Source organism: Streptomyces angustmyceticus (assembly GCF_019933235.1).
GTDB classification, from domain to species: Bacteria; Actinomycetota; Actinomycetes; order Streptomycetales; family Streptomycetaceae; genus Streptomyces; species Streptomyces angustmyceticus.
In genome coordinates, this window is record NZ_CP082945.1 from 5,223,839 (window position 1) to 5,242,280 (window position 18,442).

The following is an 18,442-nucleotide window of genomic DNA, read 5'->3' on the forward strand; positions in this document are numbered from 1 at the left end:
TGTTGGAATCCGCGACAGGCACGCCGGATCCCCCCGGGGATTGGGTGCAATGGAATACCGGCCCCGCCGGCGCCACCGGAGTTTCTGCCAGAAGGGCTAACTTCTTCCCGGACGAGGGAATGCCCGCACCTCTGACTCATTTCGCTCGTTGTGACCGGTTGCCCCATTCACACACTGAAAGGAGAATGGGATGAATCGGTTCGCCAAGACCGCCGCAACGGCCGCGGTCGGCTGCGCCATCGTGCTAAGTGGCGCAGGCGTCGCCTCGGCCAGCGGGGACGGTCACCACGGCCGTAACGGTCATTACCGTAGCGACCATCGCAATCTCTTCGCCCACCGGAGCGGTGCCAACGCGGCGGGCTTCGCCGCGGGCTCCCCGGGCATCCTCAGCGGCAACAACATCCAGATCCCGATCAACATCCCGATCAACGTGTGCGGCAACAGCCTGCCTGTCGCCTCCCTGTTGAACCCGGCTTTCGGGAACATCTGCATCAACCGATGACCCGGCGCCGGTCCGCCAGGGATGTCGGGCCGGCATGGGTCGCACAGTGGAGTCGGCGGATCGCCCCGGCCTCGGTCGCGGGTGGTCCGCCACTCTGGCGCCCGGCGCCCACCCGCCCCGCCGCCGGCCGCGCGTACCCCGCTGACCAGCGGATACGGCCTGCCGGACAGGGGCCATACTGGGGTGCATGGCGAAGAGCAGACGCGGGCGCGGCGGACCGGAACCCGTCACCGAGACGGTGGACGGCGGGCTCGCCGAGCTGCGGCCCGACCGCGACCGGCCGCGCGGCTGGACGCTGCTGATCGACGGTGCCCCGCAGTCCCATGTGGACCTCGACGAGCCCTCGTACCTCGACTTCTCCTACCAGCGGCGGCTGGGGCACATCGCCGACCTCGCGGGCCCCCCGGGCAAACCGCTGCGCGTCGTCCATCTCGGGGGCGGCGCCCTGACCCTGGCCCGCTATGTCGCGGCCACCCGCCCGCGGTCCACCCAGCAGGTGGTGGAGATCGACGCCCCGCTCGTCCACCTCGTGCGCCGGCGGCTGCCGTGGGACAGCGGCTGGCGGATACGGGTGCGCGGCGGCGACGCCCGGGCCGGCCTGGCGAAGGTCCCGGACGGCTGGGCGGACCTGATCATCGCCGATGTCTTCGGCGGCGCGCGCACGCCCGCGCACCTGACCAGCACCGAGTTCCTGACGGAGGCGCACCGGGCGCTGCGGCCCGGCGGGTTCTACGCGGCGAACCTCGCGGACGGGCCGCCGCTGCGGTTCCTGCGCGGCCAGATCGCCACCGCCCGTACGGTCTTTCCCGAGCTGTGCCTGACCGCCGACCCCGCCGTCCTGCGCGGCAAGCGCTTCGGCAACGCCGTGCTGCTCGCCGCCGAGGGGCCGCTGCCGGTCGCCGAACTCACCCGGCGGGCGGCCACCGATCCGCAGGCCGGACGGGTCGAACACGGCCGGGCGCTGCTGGACTTCACCGGCGGCGCGGCCCCGGTCACCGACCTCACGGCCCTCGCCTCGCCCGCCCCGCCGGCCGCGGTCTTCGACTGACGCCGGGACGCCCGGGACGCCGGGCCGTCGTGCTGCCGCCAGCCAGCCAGCCAGCCCGTCCGCCCGCCTGCGCGGCGCGGGCCGCGCTACGCCCCGTTGCCCGTGGTCTCCACCGTCGGCGAATGCCCGTTCCAGGTGCAGAACACGGACGTGTGGCCGGCGCCGCCGGAGAAGTCGACCCGGATCCACCCGTCCTGCTTCCACACCTGCATCTCCCAGCCCGAGTTCGGCGTCGCCGACACCAACTCGGCCGACCGGCTGCCCATGTCGAAGACCACCCGCCCGCCCGCCGTGGCGTAGCTCTTGACCCGGCCGTCGGCGGCCGGCGCGGAGCCGCCCGGCGAGGAGCTGCCGGGGTAGCGCGACCGGGGCGCGCCGCTGTGGGACGGGGTGGCGGGGTGCGACGGCGTGCCCTTGTCGGGCGTCGGGCCGCGGTCGGGCGACGGGGACGGCCTGGGGCGGTGGGTGGAGGAGACGCGCGGCGTCGCGGCGTCGTCCTTCTCGGTCGCCGAGGACGCCATCCGGCCGGTGAGCGGCAGGGCGCGCGGCGCGTCGTACGCCGTGCCGGACAGCACGGTGTGCACCCCGAACCACGACAGGGTGACCGCGGCGCCGGTCGCCAGTGTCCAGGCCGCCGCATGAACCAGTCCTCGTTGCATCCGGCTCATACTGCACCACCCGCCCGCCCTGTTGCAGCCCGTCACGTACGCCGGAGTGCGCCGCCCGCTCGTCAACCTCGGGCGGGGAACCCCGCCCGAATGGCGTACGGTGCCGCCCATGGCACGTGTGCTCGTCGTCGAGGACGACCAGTTCGTACGCTCGGCTCTGATCCGGCATCTGACCGAGGCCGCCCACACGGTACGCAGCGTAGGTACCGCGCTGGAGGCGCTCCGCGAGGTGGCGCACGTCGGCTTCGACGTCGTCATCCTCGACCTCGGCCTGCCCGACCTGGACGGGGGCGAGGCGCTGAAGATGCTCCGCGGCATCACCGACGTCCCTGTGATCATCGCCACGGCCCGGGACGACGAGGCGGAAATCGTCCGGCTGTTGAACGACGGCGCGGACGACTACCTCACCAAGCCGTTCTCCGTCGAGCACCTCTCGGCCCGGATGTCGGCCGTACTGCGCCGCTCGCGGGCCACCGCGGCCGGCGCGAAGCCGCCCTCACGAGTGATACGGGTCGGCGGTCTGTCCATCGACCCGCTGCGCCGGCAGGCCGAACTCGACGGCACCGCACTGGATCTGACCCGCCGGGAGTTCGATCTGCTGGCCTTCCTCGCCGGCCGCCCCGGCGAGGTCGTCCCGCGCCGGGAACTCCTCGCCGAGGTCTGGCAGCAGTCCTACGGCGACGACCAGACCATCGACGTCCACCTGTCCTGGCTGCGCCGCAAACTGGGCGAGACCGCCGCGCGGCCCCGCTACCTGCACACCCTGCGGGGCGTCGGTGTGAAGCTGGAGCCGCCACAGTGAGGTGGGCTCTGGTCAAGGTGGCGTTGGCCGTCACCACCATGGTCGTGGTCGCCTTCGCCGTCCCGCTCGGACTGGTCGTCAAGGAGCTGGCCCGCGACCGCGCCTACCAGAGCGCCGAGCGGCAGGCCGCCACCATCGGCCCGGTCCTCGCCATCACCACCGACCGCACCCAGCTGGAGCGCGCCGTCGCCAGCGCCGAGACCGGCCCCGGCGGCCGGATCGGCGTCCACGTCCCGGCGGGCGGCAAGAACGGCAGGCCCGCCGAGATCGGATCCCGGCGCGCGGCGCAGCGCGACGTCGCGGCGGCCGCGAAGCTCGGGCGGGCCTCCATCTCCCCGGTGCGCGGCGGCTCCTCGCTCCTCCAGCCGACCGCCGTCGCCTCCGGCATCGCCGTCGTCGAGGTCTTCGTCCCCGACGCGGCGCTCACCAACGGCGTCGCCACCTCCTGGGTGGTGCTCGCCGGCGTCGGCCTCGCGCTGGTCATCGGCTCGGTGGCGATCGCCGACCGGCTCGGCACCCGGATGGTGCGGCCCGCCGAGCGGCTGGCCGGCGCCGCCCACGACCTGGGCACGGGCAAGCTCGGCGTCCGCGTCCCGGAGGACGGCCCCAAGGAACTGCGCTCCGCCGCCAGCGCCTTCAACTCCATGGCCGACCAGGTCGTCCAACTGCTGGCCAACGAACGGGAAATGGCCGCCGACCTCTCGCACCGGCTGCGCACCCCGCTGACCGTGCTCCGGCTCAACGCGGCCTCCCTCGGGGACACTCCGGCCGCCGAGCAGACCCGCGCCGCGGTCGCGCAACTGGAGCGCGAGGTCGACCAGATCATCCGCACCGCCCGCGAGCAGAAGGCCCAGTCCCGGCAGGCGGCCGCCGCGGCCGGCTGCGACGCCGCGGAGGTGATCCGCGAGCGGATGGGCTTCTGGTCGGCGCTCGCCGAGGACGAGGGCCGCACCGTGCGCACCGCCGGCGCGGACCGCCCCGTACGCGTCCCGGTCGCCCGGCCCGACCTCGCCGCCGCCCTGGACGCGATGCTCGGCAACGTCTTCCGCCACACCCCCGAGGGCACCGCCTTCGCGGTCGACGTCCACAACGCGGAGGACGCGGTGATCGTGCTGGTCTCGGACGCCGGCGGCGGCATCGCCGACCCGGACGCGGCGCTGCGCCGCGGGCACGGCGGCGGCGGGGACGGCTCCACCGGCCTCGGGCTGGACATCGTGCGACGGCTGGCCGAGTCCACCGGCGGCGATGTGCGCATCGGCCGCTCCGTCCTCGGCGGCACCGAGGTACGGGTCTGGCTGGCGCTGGACGGCCGGCGCGCCCCCGGCGCCCGCCGCGGCCACCGGCTGCGCCGCACGCTCGGCGGCCGGCGCCGGCGGACCGCGTCCACCGGCTCCTGAACCGGCCGCCCGCCGGCTCCTGAACCCGTCCCCCGCCGTCCCTCACCTCCTCCGCCGACCGGGCATGTGCCCCTGGCTCTTAACCACCCCCTTCCGCTTCCTTAAGGCGTTCATAAGTCCACCAACCTCCGCACCGTTCCCGGCATTTGTCCGTTTCCCTGTCGCTAGCGTGCGGGACGCACCACGGTGCACCCCCGCCCCCCCCATGTGACGACAGGCAGGCACGAGATGAGTTCCTCGGCACACCGCCGGCGCAAGAGCCGCACCACCAAGCTGATCGTGAGCGGCGCGGCCGCCGTGGTCGCGACCGGCGGCGCCTTCGCCGTCGCCGGATCCGCCCTGGCCGCCAAGGCGCCGCGCACCGGCACCCAGCAGACCGCCCCCAAAGCCGCCGCCGGCTTCGCCCCGTACGTCGACACCTCGCTCGCCCCCGCCCACGACCTGGCCGGCACCGCCCGCAAGACCGGGGTGAAGAACTTCAACCTCGCGTTCGTCACCTCCGGCGGCGGCTGCACCCCCAAGTGGGGCGGCGCCGGCGAACTCGGCAGCGACCCGGTGGCCCAGCAGATACCCGCCCTGCGCAAGGCCGGCGGCGACGTCCGGGTCTCCTTCGGCGGCGCCACCGGCTCCGAGCTCGGCGTGGCCTGCGGCTCCGCGGGCGAGCTGGCCGCCGCGTACGGCAAGGTCATCGACCGGTTCAAGCTCACCAAGGTCGACTTCGACATCGAGGGCGGCGCCCTGCCCGACACCGCCGCCAACACCCGCCGCGCCCAGGCCATCACCCAGCTCCAGAAGAAGCACCCCGGCCTGAACGTCTCCTTCACCCTGCCGGTCATGCCCGAGGGCCTGACCCAGGACGGGGTGAACCTGGTCGCCGACGCCAAGAAGAACGGCGTCAAGATCTCCGCCGTCAACATCATGGCGATGGACTACGGCTCCTCCTACAGCGGCGACATGGGCACCTACGCCGTCCAGGCCGCCACCGCCACCCACGGCCAGCTGAAGAAGGCCCTCGGCCTGAGCGACACGGCCGCCTGGAAGACCGTGGCCGTGACCCCGATGATCGGCGTCAACGACGTCCAGAACGAGGTCTTCAAGACCGACGACGCCACCCAGCTGGTGAAGTTCGCCAAGGACAAGCACCTGGCCTGGCTGTCGATGTGGTCCGCCACCCGCGACCAGGCATGCCCGGGCGGCGCGGCCACCTCCGCGCAGCCGACCTGCAGCTCCATCGAGCAGCGCCCGCTCGCCTTCACCAAGGCCCTCGGCGCCTACACCGGCTGACCCCCACCGACGGCCGGCCCCCAGCCGAGCCGTCCGCCCCTGGCGGGGCGCAGCGGCCCCCCCACCGCTGCGCCCCGCCGTCGCCGTCTGTCGCCGGCCGCGCTCCGTCCGGCACCGGCCCCCACGCCACCCGCGGCTCTCCCACCGGCCTCCCGGCGCGGCAGCCGCCGACGCCCTACGAGGCCCTCGCCCGGCCCCGGGGCCATGGCGGCCGTCCGCCACCCACGGAGATCAGCACCGCGCGGAGATCAGCACCGCGCGGAGATCAGCACCGCGCGAAGATCACCCCACCCACGAAGATCACCACGGGCTTCCGGACGCCCCCGAGCCGGACGCAGACGGCCTCCCGGAAGCCCCGCCGCTCCCCGCCCCCGCGACGCCCCGCAGAAACGCCAAGGCCCCCGACCTGAGGTCGGGGGCCTTGATGTGGGGTGAGTAACGGGACTTGAACCCGCGACATCCTGGACCACAACCAGGTGCTCTACCAGCTGAGCTATACCCACCATGACCGGTGCTGTGTGGTTCTTTTTCCCCACCGGCTGAGAAAAAGTGTACAGGGTCCGAAGGGGTGCTCGCGCCCAGGTTTCGTGTCCCGGGACCGAGGGCGTGTCGTGCGCGCCGCGGCGGACCCGCCGGGACGTGCACGACACGCGCCCTGTGCCCTGCTACGGCGCGGACTGCGGCTCAGCGGGAAGGACGTGCTTGGCGGCGATGGTCTTCGCGGTGTCCGAGTCGGGGCCGGGCTGCGGCACGAAGACCGCCTCCCGGTAGTAGCGCAGTTCCGCGATGGATTCGCGGATGTCCGCCAGCGCCCGGTGGTTGCCGTTCTTGTCCGGGCTGTTGAAGTAGGCCCGCGGATACCAGCGCCGGGCCAGCTCCTTCACGGACGAGACATCGACGATCCGGTAGTGGAGGTAGTCCTCCAGCGTCGGCATGTCCCGCAGCAGGAAGCCGCGGTCGGTGCCGACGGAGTTGCCGCACAGCGGCGCCTTCCGCGGCTCCGGCACATGCTGCTTGATGTACGCAAGCACCTGTGCCTCGGCCGCCTCCAGCGTCGTCCCCCCGTCCAGCTCCGCCAGCAGGCCGGAGGCGGTGTGCATCTGGCGCACCACCTCGGGCATGGTGCCGAGCGCCTCGGCCGGGGGGCGGATCACCACATCCACCCCGTCGCCCAGCACATTCAGCTCCGAGTCGGTGACCAGCGCGGCCACCTCGATGAGCGCGTCGTTCGCCAGCGAGAGGCCGGTCATCTCGCAGTCGATCCACACCATGCGATCGTTCATACATCTCACCCTACGGGGCGTTCGCGCTGTCCGGGCAGCACGGGCCGGACAGCTCCCCTCCCCACCGGGGATTCGGGCAGCCGGGCGGCGTAGACGTCCGACTGCGGTTTGCCCGCTTCGCCCGCTTCGGCGGACCCCAGGCCGTGGCCGGCCAGCGCGGCGGCGGAGAACCGGTCCGCTCCCGCGCCCAGGGCCGCCCGCTCGCGCTCCGGCCGGTCCGCGCGCTCGGCACGCTCCGGTCTGAGCACGGGCTCGGCCGACCCGTTCTGCGGCCGCCGTGCGCGGTAGGCCGCCCGGTAGGCGGCGGGCGAGGCGCCCAGCTGCCTGCGGAAGTGGCCGCGCAGGGCGACCGGCGAACGGAAGCCGCAGCGCCCCGCGACCTCGTCCACCGAGTAGTCGGAGGTCTCCAGCAGCCGCTGGGCCTGCAGCACCCGCTGGGTGATCAGCCACTGCAGCGGCGCGCTCCCCGTCAGGGACCGGAAGCGCCGGTCGAAGGTGCGCCGGCTCATATAGGCACGCGCGGCGAGCGTCTCCACGTCGAACTGCTCGTGGAGGTGCTCCAGCGCCCAGGCGACGACCTCGGCCAGCGGGTCGGCGCCGATCTCTTCAGGTAATGACCTGTCGAGGTAGCGCTGGTGTCCCATGTCCGAGGCGGTGCGCCGGGGCGGCACGACGAGCCGGCGGGCCAGCGCGTTCGCGGCGTCCGCGCCGTGGTCGGTGCGCACGATGTGCAGGCACAGGTCGATGCCGGCCGCCGTTCCCGCGGACGTGAGCACGTCGCCGTCGTCGACGAAGAGCTCGCGGGGATCCACATGGACGGACGGATAACGCTTGGCGAGCGTCGGCGCGTACATCCAATGGGTCGTGGCCGGGCGGCCGTCGAGCAGTCCGGCCGCGGCGAGGACGAACGCCCCCGTGCACAGCCCGACGATTCTGGCCCCCTCTTCATGCGCGCGGCGCAGCGCGTCGAGCGCCGCGGGCGGCGGCGCCTGGGTGATGGAGCGCCAGGCCGGCACGACGACCGTCCCGGCACGGGAGATCGCCTCCAGCCCGTAGGGGGCGGACAGTTCGAGCCCCCCGGTCGTGCGCAAAGGCGCATCTTCGCCCGCGCACACAAGCAGCCGGTACCGCGGGACGCCTGCGTCCTGTCGGTCGATGCCGAAGACCGAGAGCGGAATGGAGCTCTCGAAAATGGGGCCGCCGCTGAAGAGGAGCACCGCGACTATTTCGCGGCGTCGTCGGGCGGCGAGCTTGCGTGCGGCATCTGGTACGGCAGCGGAGTCCTGGCTCATGGCACTTAAGCCCCCCTCGGTCGTCTCGCCCTCTCGGTCCTGCACAGTTCCCCCGCCGTTACTACCAAGATCGAATCTACTGTGTTCCGTGAGGATGGAGTGCCAAGTTCACCACCCGCTGGTATGTCGATATGGCAACTTGGCGCGAAGCATTCGATCACGAAGCGTTCCACTCGTCGGGCCTACATGGGAAGTACGCGTCTCGGCTCTGCCCGTTCGCAGTAGGGCACAACCATGCCCAGCGGTCCTTTCCTCCCTGCTCACGCCAGGGTTGAGGGGTACTCAAGGCAAGGTGCGGAGCTCGGCCGGAAGTTGGCTGAAAACGGTCGCGCGCAGACTTGCAAGCGCCTCAATCGACCGGCGTACGCCTTTCGGAGTGCCGACCGCCCCCGTGCGCCGTCGGGACCGGACGGGCGCTTCTGTCCCGGTGTCGTCCGGTTTCGCGCACCCGGATCCGGGCCGCGGTCCGTTCGGATTGCCGCAACAACGCCCGGCAGGCGCAGGTCACCGCGGCCAGACCGGCGGCGGTGCCGGCCGCTCCGGCCCAGGAGACCCCGCTGATGATCAGTACGAGGGGCACCAGGGCGCAACTGAAGGCGCCCCAGCGCATGACGTCGCTCACTGGGTCGGGTGATCTGTCGGACGGCATCGGCACCATGTGCTCCCCTCGGACGGGCTGCTACTACAACGCCACCGACGATCATGGGTCACCGTGAGGGGTACGTACGGGGGCAGGCCGGGGCATTGCCATCCGCGCCACGCTCCGGCATGCTCCGGGGAACGTTCGAGGCCCCACCCACCTCGCGCGGGCGCTCCGCGTCCGCGGCGGGCTCTGGGCAGCGGGGGAGTGGCGCCGTACTCTTGGGGTATCGGGTTGGGAAGATGATTCCCAGTCGTATCGTTCCTCTTTGAACTATGGCTCCCGCGCCTCGATCGAGCCAGCTCAGTCAACTGCCGGATCAAGTCAATCGCCGTTCCCCGTTCGCCCCTCCGCAAGAGGACGCCCTCGCCGAGACACCAATGGCCGGTCACGAAATTCCCGAACCCGCGGACCGCAAGCAGGTCGCCGATCCGATGGCGGACCTCGAAGCGGCGGAAAAGACGCGCCATTCCTGCGACCCCGCGTTCCGGCACGGCGTCGTGGTCGGCTTCGACGGCTCCATGTCGAGCGAACGCGCGTTGGCGTATGCAATCGGTATGGCCCGGCGCCTCGGCTCCGGGTTGATCATCGTCCATGTGGCCAACCGGCTGCCGACGACCGTCTGGGCGGGCTGCGAGCCGCCGGTCTTCGTGGACGTGCCCGATCACCGCACCGAAGTGCTCGGACTGGAGCTGGCCTGCGCCGATCACCTCACCGAGGTCCCCTGGATCCTGGTCGAGCGCGGCGGCGACATCTGCCACGAGCTGGAGGAGGTCGGCCGGGAGTACGAGGCCGACGCGATCGTGGTCGGCTCCACCCACGGCATCGTCGGCCGGATCTTCGGCTCGGTGGCCGGCCGGCTGGCCCGCCGGGCGCAGCGCCCGGTGATCGTGATTCCCTGACGCGCCCGTCGCGCGCCGCCGCCCCGCCCCGTCGTGCGCCGTCCCGGCATGCGCCGCGTCCGCGCATCCCCCCGCGCCGCCCCGGGTGATCGATTCTCCGCGTCCTGCGCACAGTTGAGGGGGCGTCATGTGGATTGTGCGCAGCCGCATTTCTCTCCGCGGACGCAGGTGAATTGTGCGCCGGCGAGGGGTAGAAAACGGTCACGTGAGCGCGCCGCGGCACGGGCCCGGCGGCCGCGCACACGGCAACTTCGTGCTGCCGGCCGGGAAGTGACGGTTCCCGGGGCGGCGGCATCCCGCCGGCGTATTGGGCGACGCCGGCAAAGGGGAGGCGGCGGCTCCGCGGCGCGCATGGTGGCACGCCCGCGGAGCCGCGGCCCACTCCCGGATGCTTATTCCACGGTCACGGACTTGGCGAGGTTGCGGGGCTTGTCGATGTCCCGGCCCAGGGCCAACGCCGTGTGGTAGGCGAGCAGTTGCAGCGGGATGCCCATCAGGATCGGGTCCAGCTCGGGCTCGTTCTTCGGCACGACGATGGTGTGGTCGGCCTTCTCCTGCTCCTGGTGCGCGACGGCGAGGATGCGGCCGCTGCGGGCCTTGATCTCCTCCAGGGCGGCGCGGTTCTTCTCCAGCAGGTCGTCGTCCGGGACGATCGCCACGGTCGGCATCGCGGGCTCGATCAGGGCCAGCGGGCCGTGCTTGAGCTCGGAGGCCGGGTACGCCTCGGCGTGGATGTAGGAGACCTCCTTGAGCTTCAGCGAGGCCTCGCGCGCCACCGGGTAGCCGCGCACCCGGCCGATGAACATCATCGACTTGGCGTCCGCGTACTGCGCCGAGAGCTGCTTGATCTGCTCCTCGCCCTTGAGGATCTCGTCGATCTGGCCGGGCAGCTTGCGCAGGCCCTCGATGATCCGCTTGCCGTCCGCGACGGACAGGTCGCGGATCCGGCCGAGGTGCAGGGCGAGCAGGGCGAAGGAGACCACCATGTTGGTGAAGCACTTGGTGGAGACCACGCAGACCTCGGGGCCGGCGTGGACGTAGATGCCGCCGTCGGTCTCCCGGGCGATCGCCGAGCCGACCACGTTGACCAGGCCCAGCACCCGGGCGCCCTTGCGCTTGAGCTCCTGGACGGCCGCCAGCACGTCGTAGGTCTCGCCGGACTGGGAGACGGCCACGTAGAGGGTGTCGGGGTCCACGACCGGGTCGCGGTAGCGGAACTCGGAAGCCGGCTCGGCGTCCGAGGGGATCCGGGCCAGCTCCTCGATCATCTGGGCGCCGATCTGACCCGCGTGGTACGAGGTGCCGCAGCCGAGGATCTTCACCCGGCGCACCCCGCGCGCCTCGCGGGCGTCGAGGTTGAGGCCGCCGAGGTGCACGGTGGAGAAGCGGTCGTCGATCCGGCCGCGCAGGGCGCGGTCCACCGCGTCCGCCTGCTCGGAGATCTCCTTGTGCATGTACGTGTCGTGGCCGCCCAGGTCGTAGGACTCGGCCGCGTACTCGACGGTCTCCGGGGCGGACGTGGTCCGCGAGCCCTCGGTGGTGTACGTGCGGTAGTCGTCGGCCTTGAGGGTGGCCATCTCGCCGTCGTCGAGGGTGACGACCTGGCGGGTGTGCGAGACCAGCGCGGCGACGTCCGAGGAGACGAACATCTCGTGCTCGCCGATGCCCAGGACGACCGGGGAGCCGTTGCGGGCGACGACGATGCGGTCGGGGAAGTCGGCGTGCAGCACGGCGATGCCGTAGGTGCCCTCGACGTGGCGCAGCGCCTCGCGGACGCGCTCCTCCAGCTTCTCGGCGGTGGAGCGGCCGATGAGGTGGGCGAGCACCTCGGTGTCCGTCTCCGAGGCGAAGACGACGCCCTCGGCGGTCAGGCGGGTGCGCAGGTCCGCGGCGTTGTCGATGATGCCGTTGTGGACGACGGCGACCTTGCCCTCGGTGTCCTGGTGCGGGTGGGCGTTCTCGTCGGTGGGCGCGCCGTGGGTGGCCCAGCGGGTGTGCGCGATGCCGGTGGTGCCGGCGAAGCGCTTCGGCAGGCGGGACTCCAGCTCACGGACCCGGCCCTTGGCCTTGGCGGTCTTCAGGCCGCCCGCGGCCTTGCCGGTGCCCTTGGCGTGGATGGCGATGCCCGCGGAGTCGTAGCCCCGGTACTCCAGCCGCTGCAGGCCCTCCAGCAGCAGCGGAGCAACATCGCGTTTGCCGATATAGCCGACGATCCCGCACATAAAGTGACCCTCCGAGAAGAACGTTGTGGCAGTGGTGGCAATGTCCGTGCCGCCCGGCGTCCCGGGCGTGGCCGTCAGCCGTAGACGAGGCGGCGCAGCTGGCGGGCCGAGAGATCGGGCGGGGCCACGGCGCGGTGCGGCATCTCGTGGCGGATCCGTTCGAAGATCTCCTCGTTGCGCAGTCCCTGGGACTGCAGCTCCCGGTGACGCCGGCGGACGAACTCCTCCGTCGTCTCGTCGAAGTACGACAGCACATCGAGCACCACCCGGGTGGCCTCACCGCGCTGCAGCGGCGTGCTGCGCACCAGGTGGTCCACCAGGTCTTCGTGCGGCGCCTCAGCGCTGCGGTTACGGCGTTCGAGCACCCGTCGATATTGCGGGGCGCGGAGCGGAATCGCAAGAAATCTGCCCGCTATCGGGCACGTCCCCGATTTGGCGGCCGGAAAGTGGTCGGAACCTTGACCGGAATCGAGGCTCGCGGTACGCATGGTCACCGTTCGGTCGCTCCATGCCATGCACGACGTCCTGTACGAGGTTCGCCGAAGGGAGCGTCGATGAGACGCCGCAGACTGCTGTTGTCGCTGCTGCTGGTCGCGGCGGCGGGGCTGGGAACCGCCGCCGTGACGCCACCGGGGGCCGCCGGCGCCGCCTCCCGGGCCGTCACCCCACTGGACCGGGTGATCCCCGCGCCCGCGTCCGTACGCGGCACGGGAGACGCGTACACCCTCGGCGAGGGCACCCGCATCCGGGTGCCGGGCGGCTCCGCCGAGGCCCGGGGCGTCGCCGGCTACCTGGCGGGGCTGCTGCGGCCCGCCACCGGCTTCCGCCTCCCCGTGACCACCGAGGACGGCCGGGACGGCATCGTCCTGCGCCTCGGCGGCAGCGGCACCGACGGCCTGGGCCGCGAGGGCTACCGGCTGACCTCCGGCGGCCGCGGGGTCACCCTCAGCGCCGCCCGCCCGGCCGGCCTCTTCCACGGCGTCCAGACCCTGCGCCAGCTGCTGCCGGCCGAGGTGGAGCGCGGGCGCGCCGTACGCGGGCCCTGGCGGATCGCCGGGGGCACCATCACCGACGCCCCGCGCTACGCCTACCGCGGGGCGATGCTGGACGTCTCGCGGCACTTCTTCACCGTCGCGCAGGTCAAGCGGTACATCGACCAGCTCGCCCTGTACAAGATCAACAAGCTGCATCTGCACCTCTCCGACGACCAGGGCTGGCGGATCGCCATCGCGTCCTGGCCGCGGCTCGCGACCTACGGGGGCTCCACCCAGGTCGGCGGCGGCCCCGGCGGCCACTACACCAAGGACGACTACCGCGAGATCGTCCGCTACGCCGCCGCCCGCTACCTGACCGTCGTGCCCGAGATCGACATGCCGGGCCACACCAACGCCGCGCTGGCCTCGTACGCCCCGCTCAACTGCAACGGCCAGGCGCCGCCGCTCTACACCGGCACCCACGTCGGCTTCAGCTCGCTGTGCGTCCCCAAGAAGGAGACGTACGAGTTCGTGGACGACGTCCTGCGCGAGCTGGCGGCGATGACCCCCGGCAGGGCGCTGCACATCGGCGGCGACGAGGCGCACTCCACCGGCCACGACGACTACGTGGCCTTCATGGACAAGGTGCAGCCGGTGGTCGCGAAGTACGGCAAGAGCGTGATCGGCTGGCACCAGCTGACCGGCGCGCACCCGGCGAAGGGCGCCGTCGCCCAGTACTGGGGCTACGACAAGACCGGCACGGCGGAGCGCACCCAGGTCGCCGACGCCGCCCGGAACGGCACCCGGCTGATCCTCTCGCCCGCCGACCGCGCCTACCTCGACATGAAGTACGACAGGAACACACCGCTGGGCCTGAACTGGGCCGGCTACGTCGGCGTCCGGCGGTCCTACGACTGGGACCCGGGCCGCTACCTCGACGGGGCGCCCGCGGACTCCGTCCTGGGCGTCGAGGCGCCCCTGTGGTCGGAGACACTGAGCACCTCCGCCCACATCGAGTACATGGCCTTCCCGCGGCTGCCCGGCATCGCGGAGCTGGGCTGGTCCCCGGCCCGCACCCACGACTGGGACGACTACAGGGCGCGGCTGGCCGCCCAGGGACCGCGCTGGGACGCGCTGGGCATGAACTACTACCGCTCCCCGGAGGTGCCCTGGCCCGCCGGGTGACGTGCCGGGCCGGCCGGGCGTCCGAGGGCGCCCGGCCGGCCTCGCGGGAAGCGGGCGGCGCTCACCGGCGCCCCGGCCGGCCCCGCGCGGGCAGGGGCCGGCCGGAGGGCGTCCGGGTCAGGCGCCGACGCCCAGCTCCCGGGCGATCAGCATCCGCTGGACCTCGCTGGTGCCCTCGCCGATCTCCAGGATCTTGGCGTCCCGCCACATCCGGGCCACCGGGTACTCGTTCATGAAGCCGTACCCGCCGTGGATCTGGGTGGCCTCGCGGGCGTTGTCGACCGCGATCTCGGAGGAGTAGAGCTTGGCGAGCGCGGCCTCCTTCTTGAAGGGCTCGCCGTGCACCAGCCGGGACGCGGCATCGCGCCAGGCCAGCCGGGAGGTGTGGGCGCGCATCTCCATGTCGGCGATCTTGAACTGGATGGCCTGGTTGGTGCCGATGGCGCGGCCGAAGGCGTGCCGCTCCTTGGCGTAGCGCACCGACTCGTCCACACAGCCCTGCGCCAGGCCGGTGGCCAGCGCCGCGATGGCGATCCGGCCCTCGTCGAGGATCCGCAGGAACTGGGCGTAGCCGCGGCCCTCCTCGCCCAGGAGGTTGCCGACCGGGACCCGGACGTCGGAGAAGGACAGCTCGCGGGTGTCGGAGGCGCTCCAGCCGACCTTGGAGTACGGGGCGCCGACCGTGAAGCCGGGGGTGCCGGACGGCACGATGACCGAGGAGATCAGCGGGCTGCCGTCGTCCTTGCGGCCGGTGACGGCGGTGACCGTGACCAGACCGGTGATGTCCGTACCGGAGTTGGTGATGAAGCACTTGCTGCCGTTGATCACCCAGTCGTCGCCGTCCCGCACCGCGGTGGTGCGGGTCGCGCCGGCGTCCGAGCCGCCGTCCGGCTCGGTCAGGCCGAAGGCGCCGAGCACCTCACCGCTGCACAGCTTGGGCAGCCACTCGCGCTTCTGCTCCTCGGTGCCGAAGTGGTAGAGCGGCATGGCGCCCAGTGAGACGCCGGCCTCCAGGGTGATGGCCACCGAGGAGTCGACCCGGGCCAGCTCCTCCAGGGCGATGCCGAGCGCGAGGTAGTCGCCGCCCATCCCGCCGTACTCCTCGGCGAACGGCAGGCCGAACAGGCCCATCCGGCCCATCTCCTGCACGATCTCGTACGGGAACGCGTGCTGCTCGTAGTACTCGCCGATCTTCGGGGCGACGACGTCGTGCGCGAACGCCTCGACGGTGCGCCGGAGTTCTTCCAGCTCGGCGGGCAGACGGTGGTCCAGGGACATGAGGGTCACTCCTTGTGGGAGAGGGCGCGAAGGGTGCGGGAGGGGCTCGGCCGGCCCAGGACGTCCGCCATCCACACGCTGGTGGCGGCCAGTCGGTCCAGGTCGACCCCGGTCTCGATGCCGAGACCGTGCAGCATCCACACGAGGTCCTCGGTGGCGAGGTTGCCGGTGGCGCTCTTGGCGTAGGGGCAGCCGCCGAGGCCGCCCGCCGAGGCGTCGATGGTGGTGACGCCGTGCTGCAGCGCGGCGAAGGTGTTGGCGAGGGCCTGCCCGTAGGTGTCGTGGAAGTGCACACCGATCCGGGAGGTGGCCACGCCGGCCTCGTTGAGACAGGCCAGCAGGGTCTGCACATGACCCGGGGTGGCCACGCCGATGGTGTCGCCCAGGCTCAGCTCGTCACAGCCCAGGTCGAGCAGCGCCCGGCAGACCCGGACGGTCTGCGCGACCGGCACCGGGCCCTCCCAGGGGTCGCCGAAACACATCGAGAGGTAGCCGCGGACGTGCACCCCGGCGTCCTTGGCGCGCGCCACGACCGGCGCGAACATCGCCAGCGCCTCGTCGACCGTGCGGTTGAGGTTGGCCTTGGCGAAGGACTCGGTGGCGCTGCCGAACACCGCGATCCGGCGGGCGCCCAGGGCGAGCGCGCGGTCCAGGCCGCGTTCGTTGGGCACCAGCACCGGGAGGCGGTGCGGATCGATGCCGTTGAGCTGCGGGAACAGCTGCTCGGCGTCGGCGAGCTGGGGCACCCACTTGGGGTGGACGAAGCTGGTGGCCTCGACGGTGGGCAGGCCGGCGCCGGCGAGCCGGCGGATGAACTCCGCCTTGATCTCCGTGGGGACGACCGCCTGTTCGTTCTGCAGGCCGTCGCGCGCGCCGACCTCGTGGATCCGTACGCGGGTGGGCAGTCCCTCCGCGGGGACCTCCATCGGCAGTCCGGGCGCGGTCATCGGGCGCTCCCCTCCTCGTCCTCCGGCGCCGTCGCGGCCCCGTCGGGCTCCGCGTGCGGGGCGATCACGGCCAGGATCTGGTCCATGGCGACGGTCGAGCCCGCGGTGACGTCCAGTTCGGTGACGGTGCCGGCGTGCGGCGCGGAGATGACGTGCTCCATCTTCATCGCCTCCACCACCAGCAGGCCCTGGCCGGCGGCCACCTCGTCGCCGACGGCGACCTTGACGACGGTGACGGTGCCCGGCATCGGGGCGGCCAGGGTGTCCGCGCCGTGGGCCCCCGCGGCCCCGCGCAGCGCGGCGGCCACCGGGTCGTGGGAGGTCACCTGCCAGGAGTCGCCGTCCCGGCCGAGCCAGTCGCCGCTGCGGCGGAAGGTGTGCAGCACCCCGTCGACGGTGACCCGGACGTGGTCCGGTGTGACCTGCCGGGACGCTTCCGGGCCCGGCCGTACGTCGTGCGCGACCGGGTCGTGGCCGGGGACGCGCAGCCAGTGGCGGACCGGGGCGGGCTCGCCGCCGAGGCGGAAGCCGTTCGGCGCGGCGAACGGGTCGCGCCAGCCGCCCGCGTCCACCGCCGGCTCCAGGGCGGCCTGCCGCACCGCCGCGGCCGCCGCGTACACCTCGTCCGGGACCGCGCCGTCGACCAGCCCGGCCGCCTCGCGCTCCACCAGGCCGGTGTCCAGCTCGCCGGAGACCACGTCCGGGTGGGCCAGCAGCCGCCGCAGGAAACCGGCGTTGGTGGTCACCCCGAGGGTGACCGTCTGCGCCAGCGCGGCCCGCAGCCGGCGCAGCGCGCTCGCCCGGTCCGGGCCGTGGGCGATGACCTTGGACAGCATCGGGTCGTACCGGCTGCCGACCTCCACGCCCTGGGACAGGCCGGAGTCCGTGCGCAGCCCGTCGCCCTGCACCTCGTGCAGCGCCAGGACCGTGCCGCCGGTCGGCAGGAAGTCGCGGGCCGGGTCCTCGGCGCAGATCCGGGCCTCGATGGCGCGCCCGGTGAGGGTGATGTCCTCCTGGGCGTGGCGCAGGTGTTCGCCGGCCGCGACCCGCAGCTGCCACTCGACCAGGTCGATGCCGGTGACGAGCTCGGTGACCGGGTGCTCGACCTGGAGGCGGGTGTTCATCTCCATGAAGTAGTAGGAGGCCGGGTCCTTGCCCGGGACGATGAACTCGACGGTGCCGGCGCCGCGGTAGCCGCAGGAGCGGGCCGCCTGCACGGCAGCCTCGCCCATCGCGGCGCGGGTCGCCTCGTCCAGCAGGACCGAGGGGGCCTCCTCGATGACCTTCTGGTGACGGCGCTGGAGGGAGCACTCGCGCTCGCCGAGGTGGATGACGTTGCCGTGGCCGTCCGCCAGCACCTGGATCTCGATGTGCCGGGGCCGGTCGATCCAGCGCTCGACGAGGAGGGTGTCGTCGCCGAACGAGGAGCGGGCCTCGCGGCGGGCGGAGGCGATCTCGTCGGCCAGCAGCGCCTCCTCGCGCACCAGCCGCATGCCCTTGCCGCCGCCGCCCGCGGACGGCTTGAGCAGCACCGGCATGCCGATCTCCCGGGCCGCGGCGGCCAGTTGGCCGTCGTCCAGGCCGCTGCCGGAGGAGCCGGGGACGACCGGGACGCCGGCCTCGCGCACCGTCTCCTTGGCCCGGATCTTGTCGCCCATCAGCTCGATGGCGTCGGCGGACGGGCCGATGAAGACCAGCCCGGCGTCCGCGCAGGCGCGGGCGAAGGCGGCGTTCTCGGCGAGGAAGCCGTAGCCGGGGTGGACCGCCTGGGCGCCGGTCCGGGCGGCCGCGTCCAGCAGCCGCTCCACGGACAGGTAGCTCTCGGCGGCCGGGGCCGGGCCGATGCGGACGGCGGTGTCGGCCTCGCGGACATGGCGGGCGTCGGCGTCCGCGTCGCTGTAGACCGCGACCGAGCGGATGCCGAGGGCGCGCAGGGTGCGGATGACGCGGACCGCGATCTCGCCGCGGTTGGCGATCAGTACGGTGTCGAAGTTGGTGGCCATTGCCGGGGACATCCC

The 18,442-nt window shown here is 72.8% G+C and carries 15 protein-coding genes and 1 tRNA gene; 7 read left to right on the forward strand and 9 right to left on the reverse strand.

From position 1 onward, the window contains the following. The first annotated feature begins 190 nt into the window (after nucleotides 1-190). Both K7396_RS23445 and K7396_RS23450 read left to right on the forward strand, forming a co-directional pair. Nucleotides 191-502, forward strand: coding sequence for a chaplin (locus K7396_RS23445; RefSeq protein WP_086717871.1), 312 nt, complete (start codon nucleotides 191-193; stop codon nucleotides 500-502). 187 nt (nucleotides 503-689) lie between these two features. After that, nucleotides 690-1,550 carry a spermidine synthase gene (locus K7396_RS23450; protein WP_152104447.1) on the forward strand — a complete coding sequence of 287 codons (861 nt, stop codon included), beginning with the start codon at nucleotides 690-692 and terminating at the stop codon, nucleotides 1,548-1,550. 86 nt (nucleotides 1,551-1,636) lie between these two features. Here K7396_RS23450 and K7396_RS23455 read toward each other — a convergent pair whose 3' ends face one another. Next, nucleotides 1,637-2,218: an RAD23 family protein gene (locus K7396_RS23455; RefSeq protein WP_174886872.1), complete on the reverse strand. Its 582-nt coding sequence runs from the start codon at nucleotides 2,216-2,218 to the stop codon at nucleotides 1,637-1,639. A gap of 109 nt (nucleotides 2,219-2,327) precedes the next feature. Here K7396_RS23455 and K7396_RS23460 point away from each other — a divergent pair, with 109 nt between their 5' ends. The 3 genes from K7396_RS23460 to K7396_RS23470 all read left to right on the forward strand — a co-directional run bounded on the left by K7396_RS23460 (nucleotide 2,328) and on the right by K7396_RS23470 (nucleotide 5,701). Beyond that, the gene (locus tag K7396_RS23460) at nucleotides 2,328-3,020 is read left to right on the forward strand and encodes a response regulator transcription factor (protein ID WP_086717062.1); all 693 of its coding nucleotides are present in this window, start codon (nucleotides 2,328-2,330) and stop codon (nucleotides 3,018-3,020) included. Continuing rightward, nucleotides 3,017-4,417, forward strand: a complete 1,401-nt coding sequence (locus K7396_RS23465; protein WP_086717061.1) for a sensor histidine kinase — start codon at nucleotides 3,017-3,019, stop codon at nucleotides 4,415-4,417. Before K7396_RS23460 ends, K7396_RS23465 begins: the two co-directional genes overlap by 4 nt. A 228-nt stretch (nucleotides 4,418-4,645) precedes the next feature. Continuing rightward, the gene (locus K7396_RS23470; protein WP_086717060.1) at nucleotides 4,646-5,701 is read left to right on the forward strand and encodes a chitinase; all 1,056 of its coding nucleotides are present in this window, start codon (nucleotides 4,646-4,648) and stop codon (nucleotides 5,699-5,701) included. Nucleotides 5,702-6,128: 427 nt separating this feature from the next. Here the strand turns inward: K7396_RS23470 and K7396_RS23475 are convergent. The 3 genes from K7396_RS23475 to K7396_RS23485 all read right to left on the reverse strand — a co-directional run bounded on the left by K7396_RS23475 (nucleotide 6,129) and on the right by K7396_RS23485 (nucleotide 8,276). Beyond that, nucleotides 6,129-6,204, reverse strand: a tRNA-His gene (locus K7396_RS23475). 162 nt (nucleotides 6,205-6,366) lie between these two features. Then, entirely contained in the window at nucleotides 6,367-6,984 is a 618-nt protein-coding gene (gene orn / locus K7396_RS23480) for an oligoribonuclease (protein ID WP_086716511.1), read from the reverse strand. A 5-nt stretch (nucleotides 6,985-6,989) separates the two neighbouring features. After that, entirely contained in the window at nucleotides 6,990-8,276 is a 1,287-nt protein-coding gene (locus tag K7396_RS23485) for a helix-turn-helix domain-containing protein (protein WP_086716510.1), read from the reverse strand. Between the two features lie 1,020 nt (nucleotides 8,277-9,296). Here K7396_RS23485 and K7396_RS23490 point away from each other — a divergent pair. Then, entirely contained in the window at nucleotides 9,297-9,818 is a 522-nt protein-coding gene (locus tag K7396_RS23490) for a universal stress protein (RefSeq protein WP_018093093.1), read from the forward strand. 392 nt (nucleotides 9,819-10,210) lie between these two features. On the opposite strand, the gene glmS is transcribed toward K7396_RS23490, so the two are convergent. Together glmS and K7396_RS23500 are read right to left on the reverse strand one after the other, a co-directional pair. Beyond that, nucleotides 10,211-12,040, reverse strand: a complete 1,830-nt coding sequence (glmS, locus tag K7396_RS23495) for a glutamine--fructose-6-phosphate transaminase (isomerizing) (RefSeq protein ID WP_086716508.1) — start codon at nucleotides 12,038-12,040, stop codon at nucleotides 10,211-10,213. A 74-nt stretch (nucleotides 12,041-12,114) separates the two neighbouring features. Then, nucleotides 12,115-12,405, reverse strand: a complete 291-nt coding sequence (locus K7396_RS23500) for a hypothetical protein (protein WP_086716507.1) — start codon at nucleotides 12,403-12,405, stop codon at nucleotides 12,115-12,117. 189 nt (nucleotides 12,406-12,594) lie between these two features. On the opposite strand from K7396_RS23500, the gene K7396_RS23505 reads away from it, so the two are divergent. After that, nucleotides 12,595-14,199, forward strand: a complete 1,605-nt coding sequence (locus K7396_RS23505; RefSeq protein ID WP_086716506.1) for a beta-N-acetylhexosaminidase — start codon at nucleotides 12,595-12,597, stop codon at nucleotides 14,197-14,199. Between the two features lie 117 nt (nucleotides 14,200-14,316). On the opposite strand, the gene K7396_RS23510 is transcribed toward K7396_RS23505, so the two are convergent. Genes K7396_RS23510 through K7396_RS23520 form a run of 3 tightly spaced genes read right to left on the reverse strand, consistent with a single transcriptional unit; the run spans nucleotide 14,317 to nucleotide 18,427 of the window. After that, nucleotides 14,317-15,477 (reverse strand): acyl-CoA dehydrogenase family protein, encoded by a 1,161-nt coding sequence (locus tag K7396_RS23510; RefSeq protein WP_086716505.1) that lies wholly within the window; start codon nucleotides 15,475-15,477, stop codon nucleotides 14,317-14,319. A 5-nt stretch (nucleotides 15,478-15,482) separates the two neighbouring features. Continuing rightward, the gene (locus K7396_RS23515) at nucleotides 15,483-16,424 is read right to left on the reverse strand and encodes a hydroxymethylglutaryl-CoA lyase (protein ID WP_086716504.1); all 942 of its coding nucleotides are present in this window, start codon (nucleotides 16,422-16,424) and stop codon (nucleotides 15,483-15,485) included. Next, nucleotides 16,421-18,427 (reverse strand): acetyl-CoA carboxylase biotin carboxylase subunit, encoded by a 2,007-nt coding sequence (locus K7396_RS23520; RefSeq protein ID WP_086716503.1) that lies wholly within the window; start codon nucleotides 18,425-18,427, stop codon nucleotides 16,421-16,423. The genes K7396_RS23515 and K7396_RS23520 overlap by 4 nt, the downstream gene beginning before the upstream one ends. Between the last annotated feature and the right edge of the window lie 15 nt (nucleotides 18,428-18,442).